The sequence below is a fragment of the Streptomyces sp. NPDC042346 genome (assembly GCF_055581845.1).
The window spans coordinates 782,824-795,513 of sequence record NZ_JBVJEH010000001.1 but is presented as its reverse complement, the minus strand read 5'-3'; the positions used below and the strand labels follow the sequence as shown (position 1 = coordinate 795,513).

At 72.5% G+C, this 12,690-nt stretch carries 12 protein-coding genes; 8 read left to right on the top strand and 4 right to left on the bottom strand.

From position 1 onward, the window contains the following. Positions 1–67: 67 nt before the first annotated feature. Entirely contained in the window at positions 68–1,474 is a 1,407-nt protein-coding gene (locus ACZ6K0_RS03875) for an MFS transporter (RefSeq protein WP_376401826.1), read from the bottom strand. Positions 1,475–1,544: 70 nt separating this feature from the next. Here ACZ6K0_RS03875 and ACZ6K0_RS03870 point away from each other — a divergent pair, with 70 nt between their 5' ends. The 3 genes from ACZ6K0_RS03870 to ACZ6K0_RS03860 all read left to right on the top strand — a co-directional run bounded on the left by ACZ6K0_RS03870 (position 1,545) and on the right by ACZ6K0_RS03860 (position 3,088). Beyond that, on the top strand, positions 1,545–2,180 hold the full coding sequence (locus ACZ6K0_RS03870; RefSeq protein WP_376401823.1) for a TetR/AcrR family transcriptional regulator: 636 nt from the start codon (positions 1,545–1,547) through the stop codon (positions 2,178–2,180). A gap of 93 nt (positions 2,181–2,273) precedes the next feature. Then, positions 2,274–2,402 (top strand): morphogenic membrane protein MmpB, encoded by a 129-nt coding sequence (gene mmpB / locus ACZ6K0_RS03865; RefSeq protein ID WP_376401820.1) that lies wholly within the window; start codon positions 2,274–2,276, stop codon positions 2,400–2,402. 80 nt (positions 2,403–2,482) lie between these two features. Beyond that, a complete protein-coding gene (locus ACZ6K0_RS03860) occupies positions 2,483–3,088 on the top strand; it encodes a nucleoside triphosphate pyrophosphatase (RefSeq protein ID WP_376401817.1) in 606 nt (201 codons plus the stop codon). Positions 3,089–3,091: 3 nt separating this feature from the next. Here the strand turns inward: ACZ6K0_RS03860 and ACZ6K0_RS03855 are convergent, their stop codons facing one another. Continuing rightward, positions 3,092–3,526 carry a hypothetical protein gene (locus ACZ6K0_RS03855; RefSeq protein WP_376401814.1) on the bottom strand — a complete coding sequence of 145 codons (435 nt, stop codon included), beginning with the start codon at positions 3,524–3,526 and terminating at the stop codon, positions 3,092–3,094. A 364-nt stretch (positions 3,527–3,890) separates the two neighbouring features. On the opposite strand from ACZ6K0_RS03855, the gene ACZ6K0_RS03850 reads away from it, so the two are divergent. After that, positions 3,891–5,645: an acetyl/propionyl/methylcrotonyl-CoA carboxylase subunit alpha gene (locus tag ACZ6K0_RS03850; protein WP_376401811.1), complete on the top strand. Its 1,755-nt coding sequence runs from the start codon at positions 3,891–3,893 to the stop codon at positions 5,643–5,645. Positions 5,646–5,718: 73 nt separating this feature from the next. Further along, on the top strand, positions 5,719–6,264 hold the full coding sequence (locus ACZ6K0_RS03845) for a TetR/AcrR family transcriptional regulator (protein WP_362249473.1): 546 nt from the start codon (positions 5,719–5,721) through the stop codon (positions 6,262–6,264). 137 nt (positions 6,265–6,401) lie between these two features. On the opposite strand, the gene ACZ6K0_RS03840 is transcribed toward ACZ6K0_RS03845, so the two are convergent. Both ACZ6K0_RS03840 and ACZ6K0_RS03835 read right to left on the bottom strand, forming a co-directional pair. Further along, a complete protein-coding gene (locus tag ACZ6K0_RS03840; RefSeq protein WP_469229684.1) occupies positions 6,402–7,328 on the bottom strand; it encodes a DeoR/GlpR family DNA-binding transcription regulator in 927 nt (308 codons plus the stop codon). Positions 7,329–7,576: 248 nt separating this feature from the next. Further along, positions 7,577–9,016 carry an NAD(P)H-quinone dehydrogenase gene (locus ACZ6K0_RS03835; RefSeq protein ID WP_376401804.1) on the bottom strand — a complete coding sequence of 480 codons (1,440 nt, stop codon included), beginning with the start codon at positions 9,014–9,016 and terminating at the stop codon, positions 7,577–7,579. Positions 9,017–9,242: 226 nt separating this feature from the next. On the opposite strand from ACZ6K0_RS03835, the gene ACZ6K0_RS03830 reads away from it, so the two are divergent. The 3 genes from ACZ6K0_RS03830 (at position 9,243) to ACZ6K0_RS03820 (ending at position 12,585) form a co-directional block, all read left to right on the top strand. Continuing rightward, entirely contained in the window at positions 9,243–9,680 is a 438-nt protein-coding gene (locus ACZ6K0_RS03830) for a gamma-glutamylcyclotransferase family protein (protein WP_125745095.1), read from the top strand. Positions 9,681–9,886: 206 nt separating this feature from the next. Then, complete coding sequence (locus tag ACZ6K0_RS03825; protein ID WP_376401801.1) at positions 9,887–10,690, top strand: purine-nucleoside phosphorylase; 804 nt, start codon at positions 9,887–9,889, stop codon at positions 10,688–10,690. Between the two features lie 242 nt (positions 10,691–10,932). After that, a complete protein-coding gene (locus ACZ6K0_RS03820; protein WP_469229601.1) occupies positions 10,933–12,585 on the top strand; it encodes a phospho-sugar mutase in 1,653 nt (550 codons plus the stop codon). Positions 12,586–12,690 lie beyond the last annotated feature (105 nt).

The following is a 12,690-nucleotide window of genomic DNA, read 5'->3' as shown; positions in this document are numbered from 1 at the left end:
GTCGGAACGCGAGAAGGCCGGACCCCGTGTGCGGGGGGTCCGGCCTTCCGCATGCCGCCGTCACGCGTCACGTACGGCGGAGGAAGACGCCGGCGAGTACGGCTCCGACGGCGACGATCGCGGCGTTGACGAGGACCGCGAGGCCGATGCCGTCGAGGAGCACGGGCGCGGTGACGACGACGGCGCTCATGATCGGCGTGCCCATGGTGATGCCGACCTGCTGGGTCATGGTCGCGAGCCCGGTCGCCATGCCCTGCTCGCCGTCGGGGATGCCCGAGGTGGCGGTGACCATGAAGCCGACGATGGCGAGCATGTTGCCGACGCCGCCGGCGAAGGTCGCGGCGAGCAGCAGCCCGAGGCTGCCCCGGTCGTCGCCGAGCCCGTACAGGGAGAGGGTGGCGGCGGCCTGGAGGAGTCCGCCGGTGACGAGGGCGGCGCGGGCGCCGAAGCGGCCGATGAAGCGGGAGGCGAGGACGCCGCCGAGGATCGTGCCGGCGCCGAGGACGCCGAAGGAGAGTCCGGCGGCGAGCGGCGAGAAGCCGAGGACGTCCTGGAGGTACAGGGTCATGAGGAAGACCAGCGAGGTCTCGGTGACGAAGGCGACGAGCCCGGCGAGGTTGCCCCAGACGACGGTGCGGCGCTTCAGGACGTGGACGGGGACCAGCGGTGAGGCGGCCCGCCGCTCGACGAGGACGAAGGCGACGAGGAGGGCCGCGCCGGCGGCGAGGGCGGTGAGCGCGGTCGGGTCGGTCCAGCCGTGTTCGCCGGCGACGGTGAGGCCGTAGACGAGGGCGAGGAGCCCGCCGGTGACGGTGATCGCGCCGGGGATGTCGAGGCGGGGGCGGACGGCGGGGCGGCTCTCGCTCAGGACGGCGGGGGCGACGAGGAGGACGGCGAGGGCCACCGGCACGTTGATGAAGAACGCCCAGCGCCAGGAGAGCAGGTCGGTGAGGATGCCGCCGAGGATCGCGCCGGTGGTGAAGCCGGCGGACATGAGGGCGCCGTTGAGTCCGAGCGCCTTGGCGCGCAGCGGGCCCTCCGGGAAGGAGGCGGTGAGCAGGGAGAGCCCGGCGGGGGTGACGGCGGCGGTGGCGAGGCCCTGGGCGACCCGGGCGGCCATGAGCATCTCGGGGCCGGTGGCGAGGCCGCCGACGAGGGAGGAGACGCCGAGGAGCGCCATGCCGCCGAGGAAGAGGCGGCGGCGGCCGACGAGGTCGGCGACGCGCCCGAAGAGGAGGGTGAATCCGGCGGCGGCGAGGGCGAAGGCGGTGGCGATCCACTGGAGGCCGCCGAGGGTGAAGCCGAGTCCCTGGCCGATGACGGGCAGTGCGACGTTCAGGATCGAGAAGTCGACGGCGAGCATGAACTGGGCGACGAGGAGGACGACGAGGACGAGCCGCATCCGTCCGGTCATGCGGGCTTCGGCGTGTTCCGTGGGCGTGGGGGTGGGCGTGGGGAGATCCAGGGCGACCATGCTGACGACTCCTTAATGGGAAGCAAGTTCCGTTAAGATGTCCCGTACCGTAGCAGAGTTGAAGGCCTTAATGGAACAGGAGACCCGTTTGACTGAGAGCCGACCGGCCTCGCCCGGCACCCTTCGCCCCGGCGGCCGCACCGCGAAGGTCCGCGGGGCCGTCCTCGACGCCACCCGGGACGCCCTCGCGGAGAGCGGCTTCCACGCCCTGAACATGGACCGGATCGCCGCGAGCGCGGGCGTCGGCAAGACCACCGTCTACCGCCGCTGGGGCTCCCCCGTCGGCCTCGTCACCGACCTCCTGCACGACATGGCGGAGCAGTCCCTGCCCGCCGCCGACACGGGTGGCCTCGCGGGCGACCTGCGGGCCAACGCCGAACTCGTCCGGGACACCCTGACCGACCCCCGGATGGGCGCCGTCTTCCACGCGGTCATCGCCGCGGCGGCCTGCGACGAGGAGTGCGCCCGCGCACTCGCCGGCTTCTACCGGACCCGGCTCGCCGAATGGGCCCCGGTCGTCACCCGGGGCGTGGCCCGCGGCGAGATCCCCGCGGGCACGGACCCGGTGGAGCTGCTCCGCGCCGTCTCCGCGCCGCTCTACTACCGCTTCGCCGTCACCCACGAGGAGCTCACCGGGGAGGTGGCCGAACGGGCCGCGGCGGCGGCGCTCGCGGCCGCGCGCGCCGGAGTGTTCCCCACCCCCTAGGGGGATGCCGGCGCCACGAATAGTCCTTCGGTACGGGGGCGCTTGAGTATCCGTACTCAGGCGCCCCGCGCGCCCCGGCCGCAGGATCGGAGCATGCTGTGGTCCGACCCGAAGAACGAGCCGCCGAGGTTCATGCGCGAGATGCAGGCGATGCTCCGCCGCGCGGGCATCATCCTCGCGCTGGCGATGGTGGTGGAGATGATCGTGGTCAGCGCGCGCTAGCCGTGTCCGGACACGACCCAGGAGGTGCCCGGACGCGGCTCAGCGGCGTCCCGGGCCACCGCACTGACTACGCTGGCCCCATGACTGCTGATCCGCGCCGTGTCGTCCTCGCCTCCGCATCCCCCGCCCGGCTCGGGCTGCTCCGCCAGGCCGGGCTCGCCCCCGAGGTGATCGTGAGCGGCGTCGACGAGGACAAGGTCCACGCCCCGACCCCGGCGGAGCTCGCGCTCGCCCTCGCGGAGGCCAAGGCCGCCCATGTCGCCGCCCGGCCCGAGGTGTTCGGGGCGCTCGTCATCGGCTGCGACTCGGTCCTGGAGCTCGACAAGCAGGCCCTCGGCAAGCCGGCCGACGCCGAGGAGGCCACGGCCCGCTGGAAGGCGATGCGCGGCCGCGTCGGCATCCTCCAGACCGGTCACTGCGTGTACGACACGGCCGCGAAGCGGTACGAGTCGGCGACGGCCTCCACCGTGGTCCGCTTCGGCGAGCCGACGGACGCGGAGATCGCCGCGTACGTGGCGAGCGGCGAACCGCTGCACGTGGCGGGCGCGTTCACCCTGGACGGGCGCTCGGCGCCGTTCATCGACGGCATCGACGGGGACCCGGGCAATGTGATCGGCCTGTCGCTGCCGCTGCTGCGCACGCTGCTCAGGAAGCTGGACGTCGAGATCACCGACCTCTGGGCCTGACGGTCAGACGGCTGCCGCCGCCTGCTCGGGGGCGTCGACGCCCTTCCCGTACGCCACCAGGGTGAGGACGACGAGTCCGACCACGGCCATCAGGAAGGCGAACACGCCCCAGCCGAGCAGGCCGACGGCGACCGCGCCGAGGAGGCCGTGCACGACCGCGCAGCCGATGAGCAGGCCCCGGCCCACGCGGCCCGGGCGGCGGTCGCGGATGCCCGCGACGAGGGCGACGAGGCCGCAGAGGACGAGGGCGACCCCGGAGCCGATGCCGAGGCCCCAGGTCCCGGCGACCATGGCGTCGGGGTCCATGCCGTCGAGGGACATCGACTGGACCTCCACGAAGCTCGCCATGACGCCGTTGATCACGACGATGCCGGGCGCTTCGAGGAAGAGCACCGCCGCCGTCACGAGAGCTATCGGTCTGCGGGCCACCTCGGCCACCCCCTGGATTCGCCTGTTACCGACAGTACGGTCGACAGCGCGAAGGCTACTGGCCGGTAAACCCCCGGACAAGAGTTCGCACACGAACGGCGGCGGCCCGCCGCTCGGCAAAGAATCACCGGGCCATTCGTAGAGACCCGACAAAGAAACCCGAATGGCGACTGGCCGGACGAACAGAGACCTGCGCCACACCTCGGAGCTACTGTGCCGTAAAGGAACCCTGCGTACCGTGGTGCGACAAGGGAATTCACGACCCGAGCAGGCCCGGGGTCACGCTCCGTGTGGGCAAGCTCACCACTGGGGACGGGTCGAAAGGCCGTGTCGGCAGTCCCTAAACTCAGCTTGTTTCAAGGAGGGAGCCATCGTGCGCAAGGTGCTCATCGCCAACCGTGGCGAAATCGCTGTCCGTGTGGCCCGGGCGTGCCGGGACGCCGGCATCGGCAGCGTGGCCGTGTACGCCGATCCGGACCGGGACGCTCTGCACGTCCGGGCGGCTGACGAGGCGTTCGCCCTGGGCGGTGACACTCCCGCGACCAGTTATCTGGACATGGCCAAGGTCTTGCAGGCCGCCAAGGACTCGGACGCGGACGCCGTCCACCCCGGCTACGGATTCCTCTCCGAGAACGCCGAGTTCGCTCAGGCCGTCCTGGACGCGGGTCTGATCTGGATCGGCCCGCCGCCGCAGGCGATCCGCGACCTGGGCGACAAGGTGGCGGCCCGTCACATCGCGCAGCGCGCGGGCGCCCCGCTGGTCGCCGGCACCCCCGACCCGGTCTCGGGTGCGGACGAGGTCGTGGCGTTCGCGGAGGAGCACGGCCTGCCGATCGCGATCAAGGCCGCCTTCGGTGGCGGCGGTCGCGGTCTGAAGGTCGCGCGGACCCTCGAAGAGGTCCCCGAGCTGTACGACTCCGCCGTCCGCGAGGCCGTCGCGGCCTTCGGTCGCGGCGAGTGCTTCGTCGAGCGCTACCTCGACAAGCCCCGCCACGTCGAGACCCAGTGCCTCGCCGACTCCCACGGCAACGTGGTCGTCGTCTCGACCCGTGACTGCTCGCTCCAGCGCCGCCACCAGAAGCTGGTCGAGGAGGCGCCCGCGCCGTTCCTGACGGAGGCGCAGAACGCCGAGCTGTACGCGGCGTCGAAGGCGATCCTGAAGGAGGCCGGCTACGTCGGCGCCGGCACGGTCGAGTTCCTCGTCGGCACGGACGGCACGATCTCCTTCCTGGAGGTCAACACCCGCCTCCAGGTCGAACACCCGGTCACCGAAGAGGTCACCGGCCTCGACCTGGTCCGCGAGATGTTCCGCATCGCCGACGGCGAGGAGCTCGGTTACGGCGACCCGGCGGTCCGCGGTCACTCGTTCGAGTTCCGCATCAACGGCGAGGACCCGGGCCGCGGCTTCCTGCCCGCCCCCGGCACGGTCACCGTCTTCGACGCCCCCTCGGGCCCGGGTGTCCGCCTGGACGCGGGCGTCGAGTCCGGCTCCGTCATCGGCCCGGCCTGGGACTCGCTCCTGGCCAAGCTGATCGTCACCGGCGCGACCCGCGAGCAGGCGCTCCAGCGCGCCGCCCGCGCCCTGGCCGAGTTCAAGGTGGAGGGCATGGCCACGGCCATCCCGTTCCACCAGGCCGTCGTCGTCGACCCGGCGTTCACCTCGGACCCGTTCCGCATCCACACCCGGTGGATCGAGACGGAGTTCGTCAACGAGATCAAGCCCTTCGCGCCGGCCGGTGCCGACGCGGACGAGGACGAGTCGGGCCGCGAGACGATCGTCGTCGAGGTCGGCGGCAAGCGCCTCGAGGTCTCCCTGCCGTCCTCCCTCGGCATGACGCTGGCCCGCACCGGGCTCGCGGCGGGTGCGAAGCCGAAGCGCCGGGCGGCGAAGAAGTCCGGCCCGACGGCCTCGGGCGACACCCTCGCCTCCCCGATGCAGGGCACGATCGTGAAGGTCGCGGTCGAGGAGGGCCAGGAGGTCAAGGAGGGCGACCTGATCGTCGTCCTTGAGGCCATGAAGATGGAGCAGCCCCTCAACGCCCACCGCTCCGGCACCGTCAAGGGCCTGAGCGCCGAGGTCGGCGCCTCGGTCACGTCCGGCGCCACCATCTGCGACATCAAGGACTGACCGCTTCACCACGTACGGTACGAAGGGCCCGCAGGCAGCAGCCTGCGGGCCCTTCCGCCGAGGGGAGGGCTCCATGCGGGCCGACGCGCGCCGCAACCACGAGCGGCTGCTCACGGAGGCCAGGGCCGCCTTCGCCGAACAGGGCACGGACGCGCCCCTTGAGGAGGTCGCCCGCCGTGCGGGCGTCGGGATCGGCACCCTCTACCGCCACTTCCCCACCCGGGCCGATCTGCTGAACGCCGTCTTCCAGGAGGCCCTGACGGCGCTCCTGCACCGCTCGCACGAGCTGGCGGGGGCGGCGGAGCCGTGCCGGGCGCTGGTGGAGTGGCTGCGGACCCTGATCGCCCACGCGGGCGCGTACCGGGGGCTCGCGCACGCGCTGATGTCCGCCTCGTACGACCGGAGTTCGGCACTCGCCCCGTGCAGCGTGCCGCTGCGCGACGCGGGCGAGACGCTGCTCGGGCGCGCCCAGGAGGCGGGGCAGGTGCGCGCCGACGTGTCGATCGGCGACCTGATGCAGCTCACCAACGCGATCGCGCTGGCGGCGGAACAGTGCCCGGAGGACGCGGAGTTGGCGGACCGCCTGCTCGCGCTGACGCTGCGGGGACTCAAGGACTAGCGGTACCCAAGGGCTGGCGGTACTCAAGGACTAGCGACACTCAAGGACTATCGGTACTCAAGGACTGGCGGTACTCAAGGACTGAGAGACCGGGCGCGGTCGCAGGACCCCTGGGGGAGGGCCCCTCGCGACTCGGCTCAGCGGCGGCGCATGTCCGCGACCCGGGCCGTGCGCTCCAGCGTCTCCGCCGCCATCCCCCCGCCGGGACCCCGGAACTGACCGGCCGCCATCCGTCCGCGCTGGACGGGGAGCGGCATGTCACGGCGGGGCCGGACGCCCGGGGGGTGCTGCTCACCGCCGACCGCGCCGGGCCCCGCGCCCGTACCCGCGACGGCGATCTGCACGCCCTGGTCGGCGAGGGCCTGGAGCTCGGAGGCGGCCCGCTCGTCATGGGCCGGGGGCTCGTCGGTGACCAGCCGGGTGATGACGTCCGTCGGCACCGTCTGGAACATGGTGTCGGCGCCGAGCTTGGTGTGGTCCGCGAGGACCACGACCTCCGCCGCCGCCTGCACCAGGGCCCGGTCCACGCTCGCGGAGAGCATGTTGGACGTGGAGAGCCCGCGCTCGGCCGTGAGCCCGCTCCCGGAGAGGAAGGCCCGGGAGACCCGCAGCCCCTGGAGCGACTGCTCGGCCCCACTGCCCACGAGGGCGTAGTTGGAGCCGCGCAGGGTGCCGCCGGTCATGACGACCTCGACCCGGTTGGCGTGGGCGAGGGCCTGGGCGACGAGCAGGGAGTTGGTGACGACGGTCAGACCGGGCACGCGGGCGAGCCGGCGGGCCAGCTCCTGCGTGGTCGTCCCGGCGCCGACGACGATGGCCTCGCCTTCTTCGACGAGGCTCGCGGCGACGTCGGCGATGGCCGTCTTCTCCGCCGTGGCGAGATGGGATTTCTGCGGGAAGCCGGATTCTCGCGTGAATCCACCCGGCAACACCGCACCGCCGTGGCGGCGGTCGAGGAGTCCTTCTGCCTCAAGTGCCCGTACGTCCCTCCGTACGGTCACCTCCGAGGTCTGGACGACACGTGCGAGCTCGCGGAGCGAGACGGCCCCATTGGCGCGCACCATTTCGAGGATCAACTGGCGACGTTCTGCAGCGAACACGAAACTGACAGTAACGTGACCGGCCGATAGTTTTCAGCACTATGCGCCGAATTGCAGAAGATGCGCACAGGCGGGGCCCCCAAGTGGTATGGGAGACCCCGCCTTTGATCCGCCGTATGTCAGGGCTATGCCCCGCCTTGCCGGGGGTTGTCCGAGTCGGCGAACCGTTCCCGCAGGCGGGAGCGCCCCTGGAGCACCCCCCGGGCCGGGTGTTACGCCTCGCCCGCCAGCTTTCGGGTGTGCAACTGCCGTGCCACTTCTGCGATCGAGCCCGACAGGGAGGGGTACACGGTGAAAGCATTTGCGATCTGTTCGACGGTCAGATTGTTGTCGACCGCGATCGAGATCGGGTGAATCAGTTCGCTCGCCTTCGGGGCGACGATGCAGCCGCCGACCACGATGCCGGTGCCCGGACGGCAGAAGATCTTGACGAAGCCGTCCCGGATGCCCTGCATCTTCGCGCGGGGGTTGCGGAGCAGCGGCAGCTTCACGACCTTGGCGTCGATCTTGCCCGCGTCCACGTCGGCCTGCGTGTAGCCGACGGTGGCGATCTCGGGGTCCGTGAAGACGTTCGAGGAGACCGTCTTCAGATTGAGCGGGGCCACCGCGTCGCCGAGGAAGTGGTACATCGCGATGCGGCCCTGCATGGCGGCGACCGAGGCGAGCGCGAAGACGCCGGTGACGTCTCCGGCCGCGTAGACGCCGGGGGCGCTCGTACGGGAGACCTTGTCGGTCCAGATGTGACCGGAGTCCTTCAGCCTGACGCCGGCCTCCTCCAGTCCCATTCCGGCCGAGTTCGGGATCGCGCCGACCGCCATGAGGCAGTGGGTGCCGGAGATGACGCGGCCGTCCGCGAGGGTGACCTCGACGCGGTCGCCGACCCGCTTGGCGGACTCGGCGCGGGAGCGGGCCATGACGTTCATGCCGCGGCGGCGGAACACGTCCTCCAGGACGGCGGCGGCGTCCGGGTCCTCACCCGGCAGCACCCGGTCGCGGGAGGAGACCAGGGTGACGCGGGAGCCGAGCGCCTGGTAGGCGCCGGCGAACTCGGCGCCGGTGACGCCGGAGCCGACCACGATGAGCTCCTCGGGGAGCTCCTTGAGGTCGTAGACCTGCGTCCAGTTCAGGATGCGCTCGCCGTCCGGCTTGGCGTCCGGGACCTCGCGCGGGTGACCGCCGGTCGCGATCAGCACGGCGTCCGCGGTGAGCGTCTCCTCCGTGCCGTCGGCGGCGGTGACGATCACCTGGCGGGAGCCGTCCGCGGTCTGCCGGCCGGAGAGCCGGCCGCGGCCGCGCAGCACCCGGGCGCCCGCCCGGGTGACGGAGGCGGTGATGTCGTGCGACTGGGCGAGCGCGAGGCGCTTCACCCGTCGGTTGACCTTGCCGAGGTCCACGCCGACGACGCGGGCGGCCTGCTCCACGTGCGGGGTGTCGTCGGCGACGATGATGCCGAGTTCCTCGTAGGAGGAGTCGAAGGTGGTCATCACCTCCGCCGTGGCGATGAGCGTCTTCGAGGGAACACAGTCGGTCAGGACGGAAGCGCCGCCGAGGCCGTCGCAGTCGACGACGGTCACCTCCGCGCCGAGTTGGGCGCCCACCAGGGCCGCCTCGTATCCGCCGGGTCCGCCACCGATGATCACGATCCGGGTCACTGGGATCTACGCCTCGCGTCTCGTTCTGCCGGGGGGTCCCCCCCTGGGGTGCAGTGCGTACGCCATTGTCCCGCACGCTTCAAGTGCGTACCCCATTCTCCCGCACGCCCGGCGCGGCCTCGCGCCGGGGCTCCGTACGCGCCGCGCCGGAGTTCGGCGGAGCCCGCCCACGGCCGCCACCTCGGAGTTCGCCGGACACCCCGCCCGCTCCCGTACTCTCGGTCCCATGTCGCTCTACGCCGCTTTCGCCGGCAACCTCGACGCGCGGCTGATGAGCCGCCGCGCACCCCACTCCCCGCTGCGCGGCACCGGCTGGCTGAACGGCTGGCGGCTGACCTTCGGCGGCGAGCAGATGGGCTGGGAGGGGGCGCTGGCCACCATCGTGGAGGCCCCTCGCTCGCAGGTCTTCGTGGCGCTGTACGACATCGCGCCCATGGACGAGGAGTCCATGGACCGGTGGGAGGGCGTCGGGCTCGACATCTACCGGCGGATGCGGGTGCGGGTCGACACGCTCGACGGCGAGGAGCCGGCCTGGGTGTACGTCCTCAACGGCTACGAGGGCGGGCTGCCGTCCGCGCGGTACCTGGGCGAGGTCGCCGACGCGGCCGAGTCGGCGGGCGCGCCGCACGACTACGTGATGGAGTTGCGCAAGCGGCCCTGTTGATCCGGGTGCGGGCCGGGCGAGCCGGGAAAGCCGTTCGATCGGTCCGGGGCGGAGGATTCCCCCGTTCGTCGGAAACGACAAGACAACGATCGCATGTCCGTCAGCATCGTCATCTACGCGCGTAGGGATTCTCCGGCTACGCTTCTGCGCGTACCAAATCCGTCCGGGGCTCCCCTCGGACCCCCCTCCCCGAGGCGAGAGAGTCAGTGAACGCAACTGCCACCCCGTACGAGGCCGCCGAGGCCGCTGCCGCACGTCTTCGCGAGCTGACCGGAGTCGAGAACCACGACGTCGCCCTGGTCATGGGCTCGGGCTGGGCGCCCGCCGTCGACGCGCTCGGTGCCCCCGAGGCCGAGTTCCCGGTGACCGAGCTCCCCGGCTTCCCGCCGCCGGCCGTCGAGGGCCACGGCGGCACGGTCCGCTCGTACAAGATCGGTGAGAAGCGCGCGCTGGTCTTCCTCGGCCGCACCCACTTCTACGAGGGCCGCGGCGTCGCCTCCGTCGCCCACGGCGTCCGCACCGCCGTCGCCGCCGGCTGCAAGACCGTCGTCCTGACCAACGGCTGCGGCGGCCTCCGCGAGGGCATGCGCCCCGGCCAGCCGGTCCTGATCAGCGACCACATCAACCTGACGGCGGCCTCCCCGATCGTCGGCGCGAACTTCGTGGACCTCACCGACCTGTACTCGCCGCGGCTGCGCGCGCTGTGCAAGGAGGTCGACGAGACCCTGGAGGAGGGCGTCTACGTCCAGTTCCCCGGGCCGCACTACGAGACCCCGGCCGAGATCAACATGGTCCGCACCATGGGCGGCGACCTCGTCGGCATGTCCACCACCCTGGAGGCGATCGCGGCCCGCGAGGCCGGCGCCGAGGTCCTGGGCATCTCCCTCGTCACGAACCTGGCGGCGGGCCTCTCCGGCGAGCCGCTGAACCACGAGGAGGTGCTCCAGGCGGGGCGCGACTCGGCGGCCCGGATGGGCGAGCTCCTGACCCGGGTCCTGGACCGGATCTGAGGACTCCCCCACCCCGCCCCTTCCCGTAACCGGGGGCTCCGCCCCCGGACCCCCGCGCCTCAAACGCCGGCGGGGCTGAATTTCAGCCCGCCCGGCGTTTGAGGGCACGGCCGCAGGCCGTACGGGGTCTGGGGGCCTGCCCCCAGTTCGGGAAGGGGCGGGGTGGGGAAAGGCTCCGCGCAGCGGCACCCACCCCGCAGGCATCCGCGCCCTCCCGCCCCGCACTCCCCGAAAGGCACACCGTGACGCAGGACGACCTCCTCGCCCGGGCCCAGGCCTGGCTCGCCGAGGACCCCGACGCCGAGACCCGCGAGGAGCTCGCGAAGCTCATCGAGACGGGTGACACCGCCGAGCTCGCCGCCCGCTTCGCCGGCACCCTCCAGTTCGGCACCGCCGGCCTCCGCGGCGAGCTCGGCGCCGGCCCCATGCGGATGAACCGTTCCGTCGTCATCCGCGCGGCCGCCGGCCTCGCCGCGTACCTCAAGGCCAAGGGCGAGACCGGTGGTCTCGTCGTGATCGGCTACGACGCCCGCTACAAGTCGGCCGACTTCGCCCGCGACACCGCCGCCGTGATGATCGGCGCCGGACTCCGCGCGGCCGTGCTCCCCCGCCCGCTGCCGACGCCCGTCCTCGCGTTCGCCATAAGGCATCTGGGCGCCGTCGCCGGTGTCGAGGTGACCGCGAGCCACAACCCGCCGCGCGACAACGGCTACAAGGTCTACCTGGGCGACGGCTCGCAGATCGTGCCGCCCGCGGACGCGGAGATCGCCGCCGAGATCGACGCGGTGCGCTCCCTCGCGGACGTGCCCCGCCCGGAGGCCGGCTGGGAGACCCTCGGCGACGAGGTCCTGGAGGCCTACCTGGCGCGTACGGACGCCGTCCTGACCCCCGGGTCCCCCCGGACCGCGCGGACCGTCTACACGGCCATGCACGGCGTCGGCAAGGACGTCCTGACGGCGGCCTTCGCCCGCGCCGGCTTCCCGCCGCCCGCGCTCGTCGCCGCGCAGGCCGAGCCCGACCCGGCGTTCCCGACGGTCGCCTTCCCGAACCCGGAGGAGCCGGGTGCCATGGACCTCGCCTTCGAGGCGGCCAGGGCCGTGGACCCCGACCTGATCATCGCCAACGACCCGGACGCCGACCGCTGCGCGGTGGCCGTCCCGGACGCCGCCGTCGAGGGCGGCTGGCGGATGCTCCGCGGCGACGAGGTGGGCGCGCTGCTCGCCGCGCACCTGGTGCACAAGGGCGCGACGGGCGTGTTCGCCGAGTCGATCGTGTCGTCGTCGCTGCTCGGCCGGATCGCCGAGGCGGCCGGTGTCGGGTACGAGGAGACGCTGACCGGCTTCAAGTGGATCGCCCGCGTCGAGGGGCTGCGGTACGGCTACGAGGAGGCGCTCGGCTACTGCGTCGACCCGGAGGGCGTCCGCGACAAGGACGGCATCACGGCCGCGCTGCTCGTCGTCGAGCTGGCCTCGGTGCTCAAGGACCAGGACCGCACCCTGCTCGGTCTGCTCGACGACCTGGCGGTGGCCCACGGGCTGCACGCCACGGACCAGCTGTCGGTGCGGGTCGAGGACCTGGGGATCATCGCGAACGCGATGGCCGCGCTGCGCGAGCGCCCGCCGGTCTCGCTGGCCGGTCTGACGGTCGTCTCGGCCGAGGACCTGTCGAAGGGCACGGAGTCGCTGCCGCCGACGGACGGGCTGCGCTACCACCTGGAGGGCGACTACAAGGCCCGGGTGATCGTCCGCCCGAGCGGCACCGAGCCCAAGCTCAAGTGCTACCTGGAGGTCGTCGTCCCGGTCGCCGACGCGAGCGAGCTGGCGCCGGCGCGGGCGAAGGGCGCGGAGCTGCTGGCCGCGATCAAGCGCGACCTGAGCACGGCCGCGGGGCTCTGACCCGGGGGACGTCTCGACGAGCGAAGGGCGGAGGGCCGGTGCGGGAGTGATTCCGTACCGGCCCTTTCCTCTGTACGGGTGAAATCCGCTGTACGGGTGAAATCC